Origin of the sequence: Anaerococcus sp. Marseille-Q5996, from assembly GCF_946893725.1 — a bacterium.
In the GTDB taxonomy this organism is placed as follows: Bacteria; Bacillota; Clostridia; order Tissierellales; family Peptoniphilaceae; genus Anaerococcus; species Anaerococcus martiniensis.
In genome coordinates, this window is sequence record NZ_CAMPPE010000003.1 from 50,910 (window position 1) to 68,669 (window position 17,760).

At 30.7% G+C, this 17,760-nt stretch carries 19 protein-coding genes and 1 pseudogene; 19 read left to right on the forward strand and 1 reads right to left on the reverse strand.

Annotated elements, in window-relative coordinates; translation table 11 throughout:
• Positions 1 to 15: 15 nt before the first annotated feature.
• From OC526_RS04620 to recA, 6 genes are all read left to right on the forward strand, one after another.
• Positions 16 to 954: an ABC transporter ATP-binding protein gene (locus OC526_RS04620; protein ID WP_262122421.1), complete on the forward strand. Its 939-nt coding sequence runs from the start codon at positions 16 to 18 to the stop codon at positions 952 to 954.
• 1 nt (position 955) lies between these two features.
• Positions 956 to 2,053 (forward strand): ABC transporter permease, encoded by a 1,098-nt coding sequence (locus OC526_RS04625; RefSeq protein WP_262122422.1) that lies wholly within the window; start codon positions 956 to 958, stop codon positions 2,051 to 2,053.
• Positions 2,040 to 3,152, forward strand: a complete 1,113-nt coding sequence (locus OC526_RS04630; RefSeq protein WP_262122423.1) for an ABC transporter permease — start codon at positions 2,040 to 2,042, stop codon at positions 3,150 to 3,152. Before OC526_RS04625 ends, OC526_RS04630 begins: the two co-directional genes overlap by 14 nt.
• Before the next feature lie 98 nt (positions 3,153 to 3,250).
• Positions 3,251 to 5,581: an FtsK/SpoIIIE family DNA translocase gene (locus tag OC526_RS04635; protein WP_262122424.1), complete on the forward strand. Its 2,331-nt coding sequence runs from the start codon at positions 3,251 to 3,253 to the stop codon at positions 5,579 to 5,581.
• Complete coding sequence (gene pgsA / locus OC526_RS04640; protein WP_262122425.1) at positions 5,565 to 6,095, forward strand: CDP-diacylglycerol--glycerol-3-phosphate 3-phosphatidyltransferase; 531 nt, start codon at positions 5,565 to 5,567, stop codon at positions 6,093 to 6,095. The genes OC526_RS04635 and pgsA overlap by 17 nt, the downstream gene beginning before the upstream one ends.
• Before the next feature lie 9 nt (positions 6,096 to 6,104).
• Positions 6,105 to 7,145 carry a recombinase RecA gene (gene recA / locus OC526_RS04645; RefSeq protein ID WP_262122426.1) on the forward strand — a complete coding sequence of 347 codons (1,041 nt, stop codon included), beginning with the start codon at positions 6,105 to 6,107 and terminating at the stop codon, positions 7,143 to 7,145.
• A gap of 39 nt (positions 7,146 to 7,184) precedes the next feature.
• Here the strand turns inward: recA and OC526_RS04650 are convergent, their stop codons facing one another.
• Positions 7,185 to 8,219, reverse strand: a complete 1,035-nt coding sequence (locus OC526_RS04650) for a DNA polymerase IV (protein WP_262122427.1) — start codon at positions 8,217 to 8,219, stop codon at positions 7,185 to 7,187.
• Positions 8,220 to 8,290: 71 nt separating this feature from the next.
• Between OC526_RS04650 and OC526_RS04655 the strand changes: the two genes are divergently transcribed.
• From OC526_RS04655 to OC526_RS04715, 13 genes and pseudogenes are all read left to right on the forward strand, one after another.
• On the forward strand, positions 8,291 to 8,521 hold the full coding sequence (locus OC526_RS04655; protein ID WP_262122428.1) for a YsnF/AvaK domain-containing protein: 231 nt from the start codon (positions 8,291 to 8,293) through the stop codon (positions 8,519 to 8,521).
• 130 nt (positions 8,522 to 8,651) lie between these two features.
• Entirely contained in the window at positions 8,652 to 9,443 is a 792-nt protein-coding gene (locus OC526_RS04660; protein WP_262122429.1) for a YsnF/AvaK domain-containing protein, read from the forward strand.
• A gap of 103 nt (positions 9,444 to 9,546) precedes the next feature.
• Positions 9,547 to 9,792, forward strand: coding sequence for an RNA-binding S4 domain-containing protein (locus OC526_RS04665; protein ID WP_262122430.1), 246 nt, complete (start codon positions 9,547 to 9,549; stop codon positions 9,790 to 9,792).
• The gene (locus OC526_RS04670; RefSeq protein WP_262122431.1) at positions 9,785 to 10,132 is read left to right on the forward strand and encodes an FtsB family cell division protein; all 348 of its coding nucleotides are present in this window, start codon (positions 9,785 to 9,787) and stop codon (positions 10,130 to 10,132) included. Before OC526_RS04665 ends, OC526_RS04670 begins: the two co-directional genes overlap by 8 nt.
• Positions 10,119 to 11,480 carry a tRNA lysidine(34) synthetase TilS gene (tilS, locus tag OC526_RS04675; RefSeq protein WP_262122432.1) on the forward strand — a complete coding sequence of 454 codons (1,362 nt, stop codon included), beginning with the start codon at positions 10,119 to 10,121 and terminating at the stop codon, positions 11,478 to 11,480. The genes OC526_RS04670 and tilS overlap by 14 nt, the downstream gene beginning before the upstream one ends.
• Positions 11,473 to 12,027, forward strand: a complete 555-nt coding sequence (gene hpt / locus OC526_RS04680) for a hypoxanthine phosphoribosyltransferase (RefSeq protein ID WP_262122433.1) — start codon at positions 11,473 to 11,475, stop codon at positions 12,025 to 12,027. The genes tilS and hpt overlap by 8 nt, the downstream gene beginning before the upstream one ends.
• A 33-nt stretch (positions 12,028 to 12,060) precedes the next feature.
• Positions 12,061 to 12,564: a DUF986 family protein gene (locus OC526_RS04685; RefSeq protein WP_262122434.1), complete on the forward strand. Its 504-nt coding sequence runs from the start codon at positions 12,061 to 12,063 to the stop codon at positions 12,562 to 12,564.
• Between the two features lie 70 nt (positions 12,565 to 12,634).
• A complete protein-coding gene (locus OC526_RS04690) occupies positions 12,635 to 13,420 on the forward strand; it encodes a type III pantothenate kinase (RefSeq protein WP_262122435.1) in 786 nt (261 codons plus the stop codon).
• Complete coding sequence (gene dusB / locus OC526_RS04695; protein WP_262122436.1) at positions 13,401 to 14,363, forward strand: tRNA dihydrouridine synthase DusB; 963 nt, start codon at positions 13,401 to 13,403, stop codon at positions 14,361 to 14,363. The genes OC526_RS04690 and dusB overlap by 20 nt, the downstream gene beginning before the upstream one ends.
• A 1-nt stretch (position 14,364) precedes the next feature.
• Positions 14,365 to 14,838, forward strand: coding sequence for a transcription elongation factor GreA (gene greA / locus OC526_RS04700; RefSeq protein WP_262122437.1), 474 nt, complete (start codon positions 14,365 to 14,367; stop codon positions 14,836 to 14,838).
• A 9-nt stretch (positions 14,839 to 14,847) separates the two neighbouring features.
• On the forward strand, positions 14,848 to 16,761 hold the full coding sequence (gene lysS, locus OC526_RS04705; RefSeq protein WP_262122438.1) for a lysine--tRNA ligase: 1,914 nt from the start codon (positions 14,848 to 14,850) through the stop codon (positions 16,759 to 16,761).
• Between the two features lie 92 nt (positions 16,762 to 16,853).
• Positions 16,854 to 17,156, forward strand: a pseudogene (locus OC526_RS04710) (type IV secretory system conjugative DNA transfer family protein); the annotation flags it as partial.
• A 63-nt stretch (positions 17,157 to 17,219) separates the two neighbouring features.
• Positions 17,220 to 17,738 carry a ClbS/DfsB family four-helix bundle protein gene (locus OC526_RS04715; RefSeq protein ID WP_006308940.1) on the forward strand — a complete coding sequence of 173 codons (519 nt, stop codon included), beginning with the start codon at positions 17,220 to 17,222 and terminating at the stop codon, positions 17,736 to 17,738.
• Positions 17,739 to 17,760: the final 22 nt, after the last annotated feature.

The following is a 17,760-nucleotide window of genomic DNA, read 5'->3' on the forward strand; positions in this document are numbered from 1 at the left end:
CCCTAGGAGGATCTTATGGAAAATATAATTGAAATAAGAGGATTAGAAAAATCTTACAAAAAAATAAAAGCCATTGATAATTTGGATTTAGATGTAAAAAAAGGCAGAATACTAGGACTTTTAGGCCCAAATGGATCTGGAAAATCAACAACTATAAATTGCCTTCTAGCCCTTATAAAAAAAGATAAGGGTTCAATTAAAATTTATGGCGAAGAAATGACACCGGAATCTTATGATATAAAAGAAAAAATTGGTGCAGTATTTCAAGATGTAGGTGTATATGATGAACTAAATGTCTATGAAAATATCGATTATTTTTGTGGCCTCTACATAAAAGATAAGGAGCAAAGAAAAAAACTTATCAGAGAAACTATAGACCTAGTAGCTTTAAATGATTTTCTAAATTTCAAACCAAAGGAACTATCAGGTGGTTTGTTAAGAAGGCTAAATATAGCATGTGGTATAGCCCACAAACCAGAAATAATAATTTTTGATGAGCCAACCGTTGCTGTAGATCCTCAATCTAGAAATAATATTTTAGAAGGCATTAAAAAATTAAATGAGAATGGGGCTACCATAATTTATACTTCTCACTACATGGATGAAGTCGAAGAACTATGTGATGATATAGTTATAATTGACAGGGGAAAAGTCATTGCTAAAGGCAGCTCTGAGAGTCTAAAAAATATTATTGATATAAATGAAAAAGTTTCTTTTGTTAGTGAAAATCTAGATGAATCTGTAATAAAGAAAATAAAATCAATTGAAACTCTTGTTAATTTTGAATCTAAGGACAATTTTTATCATCTAAGTTTTGGCCATGGAAAGGATAATTTAATAAAACTAATTAGTATTTTAAATGATAATTCAGTGGCCTATGACAGTCTTACTAGCCAGTCTCCCTCACTTAATGATGTATTTTTATCACTAACTGGCAAAGAATTGAGGGACTAGTATGTTTTTTCATGAATTTAAAAAGACATTTAAAGTCTTTGTTAGACAAAAATCTTTATTATTTTGGGCCTTAATATTTCCCTTAGTGCTTGGGGTGTTTTTTAAACTAGCACTTGGAAATATTGTAAATTCTGATGAATTTGAACCTATAAAAGTTGCAGTTAATGAAAGATTACTAGATGATCAAAATTTTAAGAACTTCACTGATAATATTATAGAAGAAGAAATATTAGATATTTCTCCAGTCGATGATGATAAGGATTTAGACAAGGAAGAAATCAAGGCCTATATTGATAAAAAAGATAAAATTATTGTTAAGAAAAATGGGGTTTTTGAAAGCATCTTGGTAAGTCTATTAAAATATTATAATATGAGGGAATCAATGATAAAAACAATCCTTGAAAAAAATCCAAATCCTGATTTCGATACTATTTTAGAGGAAAAGTCCCACTTAAATATTAAGGGTCCTAGAAAAAAAATAGATCCAGTAATGACATTTTTCTTTGCTTTGATTGGTTATCAATTAATATATGGCTATTCTTGGGGGCTTGAAATAATCCACCAATATGAAGCAAATTTATCTACTGTTGCAAAAAGAAATGCAATATCTCCAGTAAATAAAAAAGTAAGTTTGCTTGCTTCTATGTGTGTTGGATTTATTTTAAATTTTCTAATATCAATAGTAACTATGATTATTTTTAATAAAATATTAGGGGTTGATTTTTCTGAAAATCTTGCAGAACTACTGTTGATTACTGGTATAGGTGCCCTTTGTGGAGTATCTTTGGGTATGCTAATTGGTTCTAGCAATAAAGCTAATATTGAAATCAAATCAGCAATTGGTTTGGCTTTGTCATTATTAATGTCTTTTTTAGCTGGAATGATGGTTTCAAGTGTCAAAGTAATGATTGCTGATAATGCTCCAATTATCAACAAATTAAATCCGGTTGCTCTTATAAGTGATGGGATATATTCTTTGTACTATTACGATACCTTTGATAGATTTTACAATAATATAGCTTGGCTTTTGGCAGTAACATTATTTTTTATAGTCCTAACATATATATTTACTAGGGGTAAGCAATATGATAGTATTTAAAAATTATTTTAAGATATTAAAAAGCCATATTAAGTCACTCTTACTATATTCGTTAATATTTTTAGTATTAATTTTTATATTTACGAAATCTGGTGATCCTGTTGATAAATATAGTAATTTAAAATTGCCTATTTATGTAAATGATCAATCAAATACAGATAGGTCTAAGGCTTTAGTAGAGTTTATAGATAAAAATCACAAACTAGTAAAAATTGATGATGATAAGATTGATGACAAATTGTTTTATGAAGAGATAGTCTGTGCTTTAACAATACCTATAGATTTTGATGAAAAAGGCATGGTAGATTTTAAAGAAGTATATGATGATTCCTATACACTTTATGCAAAAAATGAAATAAATTCATTTTTAAACCAAATTGATACATTTGAAAAAGCAGGATTTTCGACAAAAGATTCTATAAAAAATGCAAAAGAAAATTTTGACAAAGATATTGATGTGGAAGTTAAATCGCTTGTAAAAAATCAAAAAGATAATGCACCATACTTTTTTAGGATGCTTGGATATGTAATTATGAGCCAGATTATAATGATAGTTGGTATTATAAGTTTAACATACAATAAAGAAAGTACTAACAAAAGAAATTTAATATCTCCTTTTAAAAAATCTAAGCAAAATTTACAATTAATCCTTGGCCATATAGTTTGCGGACTAGTAGTTTGGTTAGTCTATATGATTTTTTATTGTATATTCTTTAAAGATTTCACATTTTCAAGACCAACTAAGCAAATGATGGCAAATGCACTCTTATTTACAGCAACTATCGTATGTTTTGCAGTAATGATTTCAAAACTAGCCAAAAATCAAAATACAATTACAGGGATAATGAATGTATTTTCTTTGGGATCATCATTTTTGACAGGAATATTTGTCCCACAAGAACTATTAGGAGATTTGGCTAGCAAATTAGGAAAAATATTTCCTTCCTATTATTATGTGGAAAATATTAAAAATATAAATACAGATTTAAATTACTCATTTTTCAATACTAATACCTTGATTTTGCTAGGATTTTCAATTGTTTTTATTATAATAACCATATTTACAAAAATGAATGTAGAAAAAACCAAGGCTGAGTAATAAATTTTTTTGGGCAGCTAAGTTTTATTAGCTGCCTTTTACCTTTGCCAAGGTTTATTTTTTTGCCCATTTCATATATAATTTATAATGAGGTAATTATGACAAATAGTAAAAATGACAATCGAATAAGAAAAAAATCTACAAATAAACCTCCTAGAAATAGAGCCAAGAAAAAAAGAGAATGGACCTTTGATTTTAATGTATTTTCATTAGTTGTGATGGGTCTATCTTTAATTTTATTTATATTTATTTTTTCATCAAATACTGGAAAAGTTGGAAATGCAATAACCAATAGTTTTACTAATACATTTGGCAAACTAGCCCTAGCCTTTCCAGCCATTATTTTTATCAGTTTTTTATTTGCCTACAGAGATAAATACAGGGAAAATATCAAACATTTTTTGCTTTTATACTTACTTTTTATAATGACCCTGGCATTTTTATCCAAAGCTTATGTAAGAAACGATTTAAATTGGACTATAGATTATAATATACAAAATGCAGCTGATTCTGGTGGAATGATTGGCGGATTTTTTGCATATTATATTATTAGTTTTTTGGGAACTTTGGGACTAGATATTTTATTTGCTCTTTCAATATTTTTATTTGTAATTGGTATAAGTCCACTTACCTATGGTGAATTTTTAAGAAAGATTAGAGATATTATAATCCTAATTGCAAGTAAGATTTCAGATTTATTTGCAAGTCTTAAAGAAAAAAGAAATGAATCTAGCAAAAACATTAAGGAAAGTGAAGATGAGGAAATCTTCATAGCAAATGATAACCATAATCTAGGACCAACTTTAGAAGAAAAGCCTATTACAGAAACTGAGCTTATAGAAAAAATAGATCAGCCTATTGAAAAAGAAGTAAGGCCAAAGAAAAAGGCTATTAAAACTTACGATTTTTCAGATGATGAAGAAATTGAAGTAAGAAGCTATAAGTCAAAGCAAATAGAAATGAAAGACTTGGATGAGACTTTCAAAAAAGAATTTGACAACTATAATTATCCACCGGTTGACTTGCTAGAAGATAGGACTGATGCAGGATCAGTTGATGAGGGTGAAATAAAGGAAAAAGCAATCGCCATAGAAGAGACACTAGAAAGTTTTGGCATAGAAGCAAAAGTGGTTCAAATAGACATAGGACCCACAGTTACTTGCTATGAATTAAAACCACAAAGAGGGGTAAAGGTAAGTAAGATATTAAATCTTGCTGATGATTTGGCCCTATCACTTGCAACAAGTGGTATTAGAATCCTAGCACCTATTCCAGGCAAAAGTCATGTGGGTATTGAAGTTCCAAATGATAGCAAAGAAATAGTAGGATTTAAGGAAATAATTAGCACAAATAAATTTGCAAATGCTAAATCAAAAATTCCTTTTGCTATGGGTAAGTCAATTTCAGGTGAACCTGTGGTCTCTGGTATTGAAAAGATGCCACATTTACTAGTTTCTGGAGCAACAGGATCTGGTAAGTCGGTATGTATAAATACTATTATTATGAGTATACTTTACAAACACTCTCCAGATGAAGTTAAGCTATTGATGATAGATCCAAAAGTAGTTGAACTTTCAGTTTATAATGGTATTCCTCATTTAATTATGCCGGTTATTACAGATCCTAAAAAAGCAAGTTCCTCTTTATTTTGGGCCATTTCTGAAATGGAAAAAAGATATAAGGCCTTTCAAAAGTACCATGTTCGTGATATAGAAGGCTATAAAAGAGCAGCTGAAACTGACGAGTCTATGGAAAATTTACCATATATTGTTGTAATCATAGACGAGCTTGCGGATCTTATGATGACTGCAGCAAGTGAAGTGGAAGATTACATCATGCGCCTAGCTCAAAAATCAAGGGCATGTGGAATTCATTTAGTAATTGCAACCCAAAGGCCAACAGTAGATGTTATCACAGGTACAATAAAGGCAAATATACCATCTAGGATTTCATTTGCTGTAACCAGCCAAACAGATTCTAGAACTATACTTGATGCTTCTGGAGCAGAAAAACTTTTAGGAAAAGGGGATATGCTTTATGCATCAAGTGACTCTATGAAACCACTTAGAATCCAAGGAGCTTTTGTATCAGACAAGGAAGTATTGGATGTGGTTGAATATATTAAAGAAGAGACTAAGGCAGATTATAACCAAGAAGCCATAGAAACGGTAGAGGAAAATTCTCAAGTAAAAGAAGTGGATGATGAGGATGAATTAATTGATGAAGCAACTCAAATAATTATAGATGAAAACACCGCATCAGTTTCACTTTTACAAAGAAAACTTAGAATTGGCTATGCAAGGGCAGGTAGAATTATCGACCAGCTTGAAGCAAAAGGAATTGTAGGTCCATATGAGGGCAGCAAACCAAGAAAAGTCTTGGTAGATAGGTCTTATTTTGAAGGAGATTTAGGTGAATATAGCGAATAAAGTTACAGTTTTAAGATTACTTTTAATCCCAGTATTTCTAGTTTTATATTATATTTATGGTACAAGTTATAATATAGCAGCCATAGTATTTGTAATAGCTTCTCTTACAGATGCCCTAGATGGACACCTAGCACGTAGTAGAAACTTAGTTACAACCTTTGGGAAATTTGTAGATCCATTGGTGGATAAATTACTAACTATGGCGGCATTTGTAGTTTTAGTAGAAGCAAGCATAATTCCTGCTTGGGCTGTTATAATAATTATTGCAAGGGAACTTATAATTACAGGTTTTAGGACACTTGCAGCGGATAAGGGTATAACAATTGCAGCCAGCAAATGGGGAAAACTTAAAACAACTAGCCAAATGATAGCACTAGTTTTACTTTTACTAAATAATAGCACTTTAAATATTGCTGGAGTTTATGTATTTTATATAGCAGTTATACTAACAATTATTTCAGGACTAGATTATATAATTAAAAACAAAGAAGTTTTAGATTTAGAAAATATATAGGAGATTAATATGGATGATAACAAACAAAAAGCACTAGACCAAGCCTTTAAAAATATTGAAAAAAAATATGGTAAAGGATCAATAATGAAAATGGGAGAAGCTCCAAAGGTAGCAGTATCAGCTATCCCAACAGGAGCTATAAATCTAGATATTGCACTTGGAATTGGTGGTATTCCAAGGGGAAGAGTTATAGAAATATTTGGGCCAGAATCTTCTGGTAAAACAACACTTGCCCTTCATATGATAGCAGAAGATCAAAAACAAGGCCATATGTGTGCATTTATAGACGCAGAGCATGCTATGGATGCAGAATATGCTAGAAATCTAGGGGTAGATATAGAAAATCTTATTTTGTCACAGCCAGATACGGGTGAACAAGGATTAGATATTGCAGAATCTCTAGTACGTTCTGGTGCCGTAGATTTAATAATCATCGACTCAGTAGCAGCCCTAGTACCAAGAGCAGAAATCGAAGGAGAGATGGGAGATAGCCACGTAGGTCTTCAAGCAAGACTAATGAGCCAGGCTCTTAGAAGACTTACAGGTGTAATTGCAAAATCAAATACAACTGTAGTATTTATCAACCAATTAAGAGAAAAAGTTGGGGTCATGTTTGGTTCACCAGAAACTACAACAGGTGGTCGTGCCCTTAAATTCTACTCATCAGTTAGACTTGATATTCGTAGGATAAAAACAATTACAGAAGGCGATAATTCTATTGGATCTCGAACACGTGTAAAAGTTGTAAAAAATAAGGTAGCGCCACCATTTAAAGTAGTAGAATTTGATATTATGTATGGATCTGGTATTTCAAAATCAGGTGTTATCCTAGATACAGCTGTAGAAATGGATATAGTAGAAAAAGCTGGATCATGGTTCTCATATGGTGGAGAAAAACTTGGCCAAGGACGTGAAAATGTAAAAACATACCTTGAAGAAAATAAAGATATTATGAATGAAATCGAAGGCAAAATCAGAGCATCGTTAAATAATAACGAAGAAGAAAATTTATTTGAAGATGAAGATACTCAAGAAAGCCTAGATGTTTAAATAAGAAAAAGTACTGATTAAATTCAGTACTTTTTTATTTTATAAGAATGTTAATTGGTTGCTATTGCGATTTGATAATTTTGAAAGAGAAATTCCGATTAATCTTACATATTCGTTTTCATAAACTTCATTTAATAATTCACTGGCAGAATTAAAAATATCTTCTTTTTTATAAATAGGTTCTTGGAGGGTTATGGCGCGGGTAATGGTTTTGAAATCACTATTTTTTATTTTGAGATTTATAGTTTTGCCCTGCAAGTCTTTTTTTTCTAAATCATCTTCAATTTTTTCGGATATTTCTTTTAGATACTGATTTAAAATATTTATGTCATTTGTATTTTCTCTAAAAGTTCGCTCTCGCCCCAAGGACTTCCTCTTGCGACTAGGATTTATTTCTCTTTTGTCCTCACCACGTATTACCCCATAAATATAAGATCCGTGCTTGCCAAAAAGTTCAATTAAAAAATCTTCATCAAGTCTTAATAAATCTTTTATGGTATAAATTCCAATATTTTTTAATTTTTCTACACCATGAATACCAAGGCCATGGACTTTTTTTATATCTAAATCCATTAAAATTTCTGGAACATCGCTTTTAGATATTTCATTTAATCCATGGGGTTTATTCCAGTCGCTGGCAAGTTTTGCCAAAAATTTATTATATGATATGCCTATTGAAACATTGATTTGAGTTTTTAAAAAAACTTCATCTTGGATCTTTCTAGCTAGGTCTAAGGGATTTTGACTTTCTATTTGTAAATATGCCTCATCTATGGAAACTTGTTCAAAATTACTGGCATATTTTTTGATAATAGTAAAAACCTCATCTGATTTTTTTCTATAATATGGGTGGTCAACCGGTATTAATATTAGATTGGGACAAAGTTCTTTTGCCATAAAAACAGGCATAGCAGAGTGAATGCCATATTTTCTCGCCTTGTAATTTGCAGTTGTAATTATTGATTTATTTGTAAGCCCACCAACAGCCAGTGGATAATTTTTAAGTCTTGGATTTCTAATTTCTTCACAAGATGCATAAAAAGCATCACAATCTGTATGCAAAATGTTATTCATATCATCACCATTTTCACTATACTTTTAATTTTGTGGGTATAAATTAATAAACTGCGAAAGGATGATTTTACATGGATAATATAAATTTGAATGACGAATATCTAGAAAAACTTAAAAATGGTGAGACTATTGTAATCCCCCTTCATGAAGAGAGGGTAAGGGTTAGAAAAGAGAAAAGGGTTGTTGAAGAGATAGTTATTAGACGTGAAAAATATATAGAAATGCAAAAAATCAGAGTCCCTATTAGAAAAGAAATTGTAACTGTAGATGATAGCAAACTAAATTATGAGGATATTGATTAATAAATATAAATTATTGTAAAGTTTAAAAAAAGTTTTATATTTATGTTTAATAAATTTTTGTGGGGGGTATATACCTACTAGAACGATATAGACGAGAGTCTAGGAAGTTAAAAATAAAAGGAGATATATAATGGCAAATTTTGAAACATTCAGAACAGAAGATGAATTACTAGCAAGAATCGACCAACTAAGAGCTCAAGGTTTTAGCGATAGTGAACTTGAAGTTATTTCTGCTAATGAATTTAATAATGAAAACCTTAGATATTACGGAATTTCAGATAGAGCAAACAGAGACACATTAGATCCAGAATATAACGGAATCTATGCATACTACACAGGTGAAGATTTAGATCCAGCTTACTTTGGTGATTTCGGATTCGATAGAGAAGTTTCTGATGAAGCACTAGGTGCAGTTGAAAGCGGAAACTACGTACTAGCAATCGAAAGAGATGATTACCTAGAAGATCCTGAATTTATCGACTCAACATACGAACAAAGAAAAGACTACATCGATGAAGATATTCTTGAAAGAGAAGACCTTTCAAAAAGAGATAAAATCAGACTTCACGAAGAAAGATTAAGAGTAAACAAAGAAAGAGTTCAAACTGGTGAAATTGGACTTAGAAAAGAAGTTGTAACTGAAACTCAAGAAATCGAAGTACCAGTAGAAAAAGAAAGAGTTACAGTTGAAAGACATGCTGTTGAAGGCGAAGCAGTTGATGGATACGCTTTTGATGAAGCATCTGATGAAATCAGAATTCCAATCCACGAAGAAAGAGTATCTGTAGATAAAGAAGCTTACGTAACAGAAGAAGTTGATGTAAATACAGAAACAGTTACAGAAAACGAAAGAGTTTCTGATACAGTAAGAAAAGAAAGATTAGACGTTGTTGAATCTGGAGATGTTAAAGAAGTAGATTAAGAAGACGATAACTTACTATAAGAATTAATTTTTAAGCCCAGGTCCGCCTGGGCTTTTATTTTTTTGCCTAGATATAAACACTTTCTTATAGTAAAATTAACCTATGAGAATAGATAAATTTTTAAAAAATTCAAGAATAATTAAACGTAGGCAAGTAGCAAAAGAAGCTTGTGAAAATGGTAGAGTTTTGATTAATGGTAGCACCGCAAAAGCTGGCTCAGTAGTAGAAGAAGGTGATATAATTGAAATTGCCTTTGGAAATAGCAAGTTGAAGGTAAAAGTTACAGGACTTATAGAAGGTGCCAAAAAATCTACTGCAGAAGAGATGTATGAGGTAATAGATGGCTAGGGCAAAATCTTATCAAAAAAAGAGAAAAGCTAAAAATAGAAGGTTTTTACTAAGTGTTTTATTTATTTTAATACTTAGTACAATTGCATATATATTTTTAAATAAAATGATGAATGCAGAAATAAATACTCTTAACTCAGAAATAAACTCTACAAAGAAAAAACTAGATTCTGTAAACGAAGAAATTACAAGTCTTGAAAGTGACTACGAAATCAGAAACACAGACCAATTTAAAGAAAAAATCGCCCAAGAAAGACTAGGTATGGTAAAGGGTGAAAATGAAACAGAAGAAGATGAAACTGATGATGTAGAGCAAGAAACAAATAATGACGATAACTAGCAGATTTTTATCAAATATAAAAAAATATAATTTAATAGATAAAAATGATACCATCATAGTGGGGGCTAGTGGCGGTCCAGATAGCCAATTTCTAATATATCTTCTAAATGAAATAAAAAATGAATATAATTTAACAATAATCCTAGCCCACCTTAACCACTTACATAGAAAAGAAGCTATCTTTGATGAAAACTTAGTGGTTGAAACAGGGAAAAAACTAAATCTTGAAGTTAAAGTCAAAAAATCCAGCATGGATGATTTTGCAAAAGAAAATAAATTATCCCCAGAAGATGCAGGTAGAAGGTTAAGATATGAGTTTTTCTATAGTTTAGCTAAAGAAAATAAAAGTGCAAAAATAGCTGTTGCCCATAATATGGATGATCAAGCAGAAACCATGCTTTTTAGGATGGCTCGCGGGACAGGCCTAGATGGTCTTTCTGGAATGGATTATAAGAATGGAAAAATAATTCGACCAATTTTATCATTTAAAAAATCAGAAATTTTAGCATATCTAAATGAAAAAAAAATTCCTTATGCCATTGATGCTACAAATTTAGAAAATGATTATAGTAGAAATTACATAAGAAATGAGATTTTTCCTAAAATAGCAGAATTAAATCCAAATGCAATTGAAAACTTCTATAATTTATCGGATTTAATAAAAAATGATTTGGAAATTATAGATGAACTTATAGACCAAAAATACGAGGTAGTTGCAGTTATTGAGGATAAAACCTTTGTAAAGTTTGATAAGCAAGAATTTGAAAATCTTTCATATTCCTTAAAAGCAAGGATTTTAAGAAAATCAATTTATAAGTTACAAGGAAATGTTAAAAACTTTTCAAAGGAAAATATTGATGATTTTTTAAATCTTTTGGACCTTGATACGGGCAAAAAAATTGTAAAAGGTAAATTAGAATTTATAAAAAATTACAATTCTTATGATTTAGTAATTTTAAATGAAGATAGTAATAAACAAGAGATTGTAAGATTAAATCTTGGTGAGGAAGTTAGATTTAAAGAAAAAAAAATAAAGGCTTCAAGGGTTTTAAAAACAGATAATAAATCAAAAAATATTGGATATTTTGATCTGGATAAAATTTCCTTTCCCCTTATAATTAGAAGTAGGGAAAATGGTGATAAATTTAAACCATTTGGTATGAATCATAGGAAAAAACTTAAAGATTTTTTTATTGATGAGAAAATAGATAAGAATATCAGAGACCAGATTCCAATAATTTTATCGGAAAATGATATAATTTGGGTTGGAGGCTATAGGATTTCTGATGATTATAAGCTTGATAGTGGTACAAATAATATTATAAAAATCGAGGTAGCAGATGATTAGCGATACAAATGAGATAATAGAAAAAGTTTTGATTGATGAAGACAGTTTGAATGTTAGAATTAAAAAACTTGCAGGTCAGATAAATGAACATTATAAAGACGAAGATACATTAATAATGGTGGCGATTTTAAAGGGATCTGTAATGTTTATGGCAGAACTTGCAAAACATATAAAACTAGACATAAATTTAGAATTTATGGCAGTTTCTTCATATGATAGCGGAACTATTTCTAGTGGAAATGTCAAGATCTTAAAAGACCTTGATACTGATATTAAGGATAAAAATGTATTGCTGGTTGAAGATATTATCGATACTGGACATACACTCTTAAAATTAAGAAATAATCTTGAGAAAAGGGATCCTAAGGATATTAGAATTGTAACCTTGCTTGATAAACCTGAAAGAAGAGAGGTAGACATAAAACCAGATTGGTATGGATTTAAGATACCTAACGAATTTGTTGTTGGTTTTGGTCTTGATTATGATCAAAAGTATAGAAACTTGCCTTATATCGGCATTTTAAAAAGATCAGTTTATGAAGGATAGGTCAGTAGGCCTATTTTTTATTAAGGAGTTATTATGTTTAATGGAAAAAATAATTTAGATAATTTTGTTTTGATAATGTATATTGCAATTATTGCATTTTTTATTTATAGAATTTATAAATCATTTACAAATAAAAAATTACTGGCAGGCGAAACTCACAAATTTGATAGACCCTCTACAACTTTTGAATGGGTCCTACTTCTATTTTTACTTGCAACAGCAATATTTAATCTTGTAGCTGGTATTAAACAAAATAATAGAAATGCAATCTATATGTCAGTAGTTATGGTTGTTTTAGCCTTTGTATTTGCCCTTGTTCAACAAAATAAACTTTATATTGCAGAAAATGGAGTACTTATTAATTCTAATTTTTATACTTATAAAGAACTTAAAAAATGGGGATTTGATAAGGAAAAAAATGACTTGGTAATGGTTGTAAAAAAAGACAGACAAGAAACAAACGAAGCAACAAAAGTAAAAAGCGAAGATATTAAGACTGTCAATAATTTAATAAGAAAATATAAACTAGGTAAATAGTTGAATATCACAAAAATTATCGTATCATATTAGAGTTAAATTTGATTATAAAACTCTAAGGGGAGATATGATGCTGCTAGTAGTAGATATTGGAAATACCAACACTGTGCTTGGTGTTTTTAATAATGAAAAATTAGAATTCAGATATAGAGTGGCTACAAATTTAAAACGCACCAGCGATGAATTAGTAGCTACCCTTTTTAATATGTTCACAATTCATGAGATAAAAAAAGATTGTATTGAAGATACCATAATTTCATCAGTTGTGCCAGATATTATGTATGCTTGGCAATCTTGCAATCGCAAAATGTTTGGCAAAGAACCAATAATTATTGACTATAAAACCGATACCGGAATTATAAATGATTATGAATCACCAAAAGATGTTGGAGCTGACAGGATTGTAAATGCAGTTGCAAGTTTTGATAAGTATGGTGGTCCGGCAATAATTGTTGATATGGGCACAGCAATAACTTTTGATGTAATCACAAAAGACGCTAGATACCTTGGTGGATCAATTGCACCGGGTATAAGAATTGCCCAAGATGGATTATTTGGTATGACTGCTCAATTACCAAAAATAGAGCTTAGAAATCCAACAACTGCAATTGCAAAAACAACTCCAGCAAGCATGAATGCAGGTATTGTTTATGGTTATATTTCGCTAATAGATGGTGTAATTGACCAAATCCAAAGAGAATTAAAAAATGATCTTGGAGTTAGCGAAAAAATAAATGTAATCGCAACTGGTGGATATTCAGAACTAATTGCTCATGAATCAAAATATATTGAATATATAGAACCTGATTTGATGCTTGATGGGCTAAAAATTATCTATGACAGAATTAAAAAATAAGGAAATAATGCTAGCTCCCCTAGCAGGAGTAACAGATGTAGCTTTCAGGATTGTTTGTGAAAAATATGGGGCAGACAAAACATTTACTGAAATGGCCAGTGTTAATGCCATGGTTTATGATAACAAGCAAACCGATGAAATTCTTTTTATATCAGAAAAAGAAGAACACGCAAATATCCAAATTTTTGGTAGTGATCCAGAAAAAATTGAAAGAGCTATAAAAGAAAAAATCAACCCACTTGAAAATATTACTGACCTAAGTTTTAATATGGGTTGTCCTGCTCCAAAAATCTTCAAAAATGGGGAAGGATCTGCTTTGATGAAAGATCCTGACCTTGTGGATAAGATAACAAAAACCTTGGTAAAATCTACTAACAAAAAAGTAAATGTAAAATTCCGATCAGGTGTTGATGATTCTTCAAAAAATTATATTGAAATTGGTAAGATTTGCGAGGATAATGGAGTAGATTATGTCATCCTCCACGGCAGAACCCGTGAGCAACATTATAGCGGAAATGCAAATTGGGATGATATTAAAAATTTAAAGGAAGCTCTTTCTATACCAGTAGTTGCAAATGGTGATGTCTTTACTGTTGATGATTTTAAAAATATTATTCAAAAGACAAATGCCGATGGTGTTATGCTAGCAAGAGGAGCCATGGGCAATCCATTTTTATTTAAGTATATCCAGGAATATTTAGAAACTGGTAGCTACACACCGGTTACCCCGAGTGAGATTATAGACCAAGTTAAAGAACAATACGATTTATCACTAGAATTTAAAGATGAAAGACTAGTTGTAAATCAGATGAGAAAACATGTGGGCTGGTATATCAAGGGATTACCAGACTCAAGCAAAGTTAGAGATGAAGTTAATAAATTAAAAACTAAAGAAGAAATTTTTGATTTATTAGATGAATATAAGAATGTTTTAGAGGGATGAAATGGCAGAAAATAAAGAAGTTATACTTTCTAAAGAATATTTAGAAAAATTAGAAGATGAATTAGAGTACCTAAAAACCAAAAGAAGACCAGAAATTGCAGAAAAAATAAAAATTGCAAGAAGTTTTGGTGACTTATCAGAAAATGCTGACTACGATGAGGCTAAAAATGAGCAAGGTGAAATCGAAAGTCGTATAGCAAAAGTCGAAGACATGATTAGAAATGCAAAAACTATCGAAGTAGATTTAAATTCTGATGAAGTTGGGGTAGGAAATACAGTGACAGTACACGATGAAGAATTTGATGAAACTTTGGATTACAAAATTGTTGGTACAGCAGAATCTGATCCTATAAAAGGTTTTATATCAAACGAATCACCAGTAGGTGCTGCACTTTTAGGAAAAAAAGTCGATGACAGAGTAGAAGTAGCTACTCCAAATGGCAAAATGTATTTTACTATTAAAGACATTAAATAAGGAGAAATGATGACTGATAACAATAAAGATTTAAATGAAATGCTTAAGATTAAAAGAGAAAAACTTGAAGAACTTAAGCAAGAAGGTAGAGATCCACACGAAATTGTAAACTTTAAAGACCGCACACCTGCAAGTGAAATTAAAGATAATTTTGAAGATTACGATGGTAAGTCTGTAAGAATTGCTGGTCGTATTAGAGCAAAACGTGGTCACGGAAACATGAGTTTTATGGATATCCAAGATGAATCTGGAACAATCCAAATTGTAAATCGTAAAAATGTTATCGGTGATGAATTCAAACAAGTAAAAAAATATGATATTGGTGATATAGTAGGTATTGAGGGAAATGTTTTTAAAACAAACCAAGGTGAAATCTCTATAGAAACACAAAATCCTCAACTACTAACAAAATCTTTACAAATATTGCCAGAAAAATGGCACGGACTAAAAGACCCAGACTTAAGATATAGACAAAGATACCTAGACCTTATTGTAAATCCAGAAGTAAAAGAAGTTTTCTATTTAAGAAGCAAAATTATTTCTGAAATTAGAAAATTCCTAGACGGCAGAGGATTTATCGAAGTTGAAACACCAATTTTAAATACAATCGCAGGTGGAGCCACAGCACGTCCATTTATAACCCACCACAACACATTAGATATAGATATGTATCTAAGAATTGCAAACGAACTTTACTTAAAAAGACTAATTGTCGGTGGATTCGATAAAGTTTATGAAATGGGCAGAATGTTTAGAAACGAAGGTATGGATGCTACCCACAATCCTGAGTACACCGCAATGGAACTATACCAAGCCTATGCTGATTATGAAGATATGATGGAAATTACAGAACATATGGTAGAAACAGTAGCTAAAAATGTTCTAGGAAAAACCACTATCGAATATGACGGCCAAGAAATAGAACTAAAAGCACCATGGGCTAGAATTCCAATGATTGATGCTATCAAAGATGAAACTGGTATTGACTTTAACCAAATCACATCTTATGAAGATGCAGTTGCAATTGCAAAAGAAAAAGGTGTTGAAGTAAAAGAAACACGTGGAGAAATCATTTCAGAATTCTTCGAAGAATTTGTAGAAGATAAGCTAATCCAACCTACATTTATAATCGATTACCCAGTAGAAATCTCACCTCTAGCTAAAAGAAAAAATGATGATAAGTCATTAACTTATAGATTTGAAGCCTTTATCAATGGAAAAGAAGTAGCAAATGCATTCTCAGAATTGAACGATGCTACAGATCAAAGAGAAAGATTTGAAGCGCAAGTTGCTAAACGTGAAAAAGGTGATGATGAAGCACAAATGATGGATCACGATTTTGTAAATGCTCTTGAAGTAGGACTTCCTCCAACAGGTGGTCTTGGTATAGGCATTGACAGAGTTATAATGTTACTTACTGGTCAACACTCAATTCGTGATGTCCTATTATTCCCAACAATGAAGCCAATAGGCTTAGAAAAGGCAGAAAATAGTAATTCGTCAAAAGAAACTTACGAAACTTACAACAAACTTACGACAGAAGAAATCGACTTTTCAAAGGTGAAAGTAGAGCCACTATTTGAAGATATGGTTGATTTTGATACATTCTCAAAATCTGATTTTAGAGTTGTAAAAGTTAAGAACTGCGAAGAAGTTCCAAAGTCAAAAAAACTTTTGAAATTTACATTAGATGATGGTTCTGAAAAAGAAAGAGTTATTTTATCTGGTATTAAGGAATATTACAGTGCAGAGAGCTTAATTGGAAAGACACTACTTGCGATTTGTAATCTTCCTCCACGTAAGATGATGGGAATCGACTCAGAAGGTATGATTATATCTGCAATTTGTGAGTACGACGGAGAAGAAAAACTTAACTTAATAATGTTGGATAATAATATTCCAGCAGGATCAAAATTATATTAAAAGAACACGCTAATTATTAAACTGGGGTTTGTTATAAATCCCAGTTTAATTTTTATATTAAGCAAGATACTACGGTATTAAACGTAATTTCTACTTTAGACCTATATAACACATCAGAAACAAGATCAAATCAAAAATCTTTTGGTCTAAATTATCAAAAAACTAGCAAGGAACTTATGAGCCAAGATGAAATAACTGTAATGGATGGTGGTAAGTGTATATACCAGCTAAGAGGAGTAAGACCTTTCTTGTCTGATAAATTCGATATTACAAAACATAAGAATTATAAGTTATTGGAAGACTATGATAAGAAGAATTTATTTGATGTGGAAGAGTTTTTGAAAAACAGAGATAAAATAAAAATAAACAGAAACAGTTTAATTACAAGATTATGAATTAAGCTTAGGATAAAGATATTTTTGGTATAATATCTATATATAAACCATGGAGGTAGGCATATGAGGTCTTATGAAAGTAAGGAAGAATTAAAGAATGAGATAAAGAAAACTTTTGAAAAATATATTTCAGAGTTTGACAATATACCAGAAGAACTAAAAGATAAAAGACTAGAAGAAGTTGATAGGACACCAGCAGAAAATATTGCCTATCAAGTAGGTTGGACAACTTTACTCTTAAAATGGGAAGAAGATGAGAAAAAAGGTATAGATGTTAAAACACCATCTGATAAATTTAAGTGGAATCAACTTGGAGAATTATATAAGTGGTTCACTGATACCTATGCTAATAAATCGTTAAAGGAACTAAAAGAACAACTCACAAAAAATATAGAAGATATTTATCTTTTGATAGATGAATTAACAGATGAAGAATTATTTAAACCACATATGAGAAAATGGGCAGATGAAGCAACCAAAACTGCTACTTGGGAAGTATATAAATTTATTCATGTAAATACAGTAGCGCCATTTGGAACATTTAGGACTAAGATTAGGAAATGGAAGAAATTAGTTCTATAGATAGAAAAGTATAAATAAGTTT

Bases quoted from the DNA above. Each gene is read 5' to 3' on its own strand.
- greA (WP_262122437.1), top strand. From the start codon at position 14,365: ATGGCAGAAAATAAAGAAGTTATACTTTCTAAAGAATATTTAGAAAAA.
- OC526_RS04625 (WP_262122422.1), top strand. From the start codon at position 956: ATGTTTTTTCATGAATTTAAAAAGACATTTAAAGTCTTTGTTAGACAA.
- OC526_RS04655 (WP_262122428.1), top strand. From the start codon at position 8,291: ATGGATAATATAAATTTGAATGACGAATATCTAGAAAAACTTAAAAAT.
- OC526_RS04650 (WP_262122427.1), bottom strand. From the start codon at position 8,219: ATGAATAACATTTTGCATACAGATTGTGATGCTTTTTATGCATCTTGT.
- recA (WP_262122426.1), top strand. From the start codon at position 6,105: ATGGATGATAACAAACAAAAAGCACTAGACCAAGCCTTTAAAAATATT.
- OC526_RS04685 (WP_262122434.1), top strand. From the start codon at position 12,061: ATGTTTAATGGAAAAAATAATTTAGATAATTTTGTTTTGATAATGTAT.
- OC526_RS04630 (WP_262122423.1), top strand. From the start codon at position 2,040: ATGATAGTATTTAAAAATTATTTTAAGATATTAAAAAGCCATATTAAG.
- dusB (WP_262122436.1), top strand. From the start codon at position 13,401: ATGACAGAATTAAAAAATAAGGAAATAATGCTAGCTCCCCTAGCAGGA.
- OC526_RS04670 (WP_262122431.1), top strand. From the start codon at position 9,785: ATGGCTAGGGCAAAATCTTATCAAAAAAAGAGAAAAGCTAAAAATAGA.
- tilS (WP_262122432.1), top strand. From the start codon at position 10,119: ATGACGATAACTAGCAGATTTTTATCAAATATAAAAAAATATAATTTA.
- hpt (WP_262122433.1), top strand. From the start codon at position 11,473: ATGATTAGCGATACAAATGAGATAATAGAAAAAGTTTTGATTGATGAA.
- OC526_RS04620 (WP_262122421.1), top strand. From the start codon at position 16: ATGGAAAATATAATTGAAATAAGAGGATTAGAAAAATCTTACAAAAAA.
- OC526_RS04665 (WP_262122430.1), top strand. From the start codon at position 9,547: ATGAGAATAGATAAATTTTTAAAAAATTCAAGAATAATTAAACGTAGG.
- OC526_RS04690 (WP_262122435.1), top strand. From the start codon at position 12,635: ATGCTGCTAGTAGTAGATATTGGAAATACCAACACTGTGCTTGGTGTT.
- OC526_RS04715 (WP_006308940.1), top strand. From the start codon at position 17,220: ATGAGGTCTTATGAAAGTAAGGAAGAATTAAAGAATGAGATAAAGAAA.
- OC526_RS04635 (WP_262122424.1), top strand. From the start codon at position 3,251: ATGACAAATAGTAAAAATGACAATCGAATAAGAAAAAAATCTACAAAT.
- lysS (WP_262122438.1), top strand. From the start codon at position 14,848: ATGACTGATAACAATAAAGATTTAAATGAAATGCTTAAGATTAAAAGA.
- OC526_RS04660 (WP_262122429.1), top strand. From the start codon at position 8,652: ATGGCAAATTTTGAAACATTCAGAACAGAAGATGAATTACTAGCAAGA.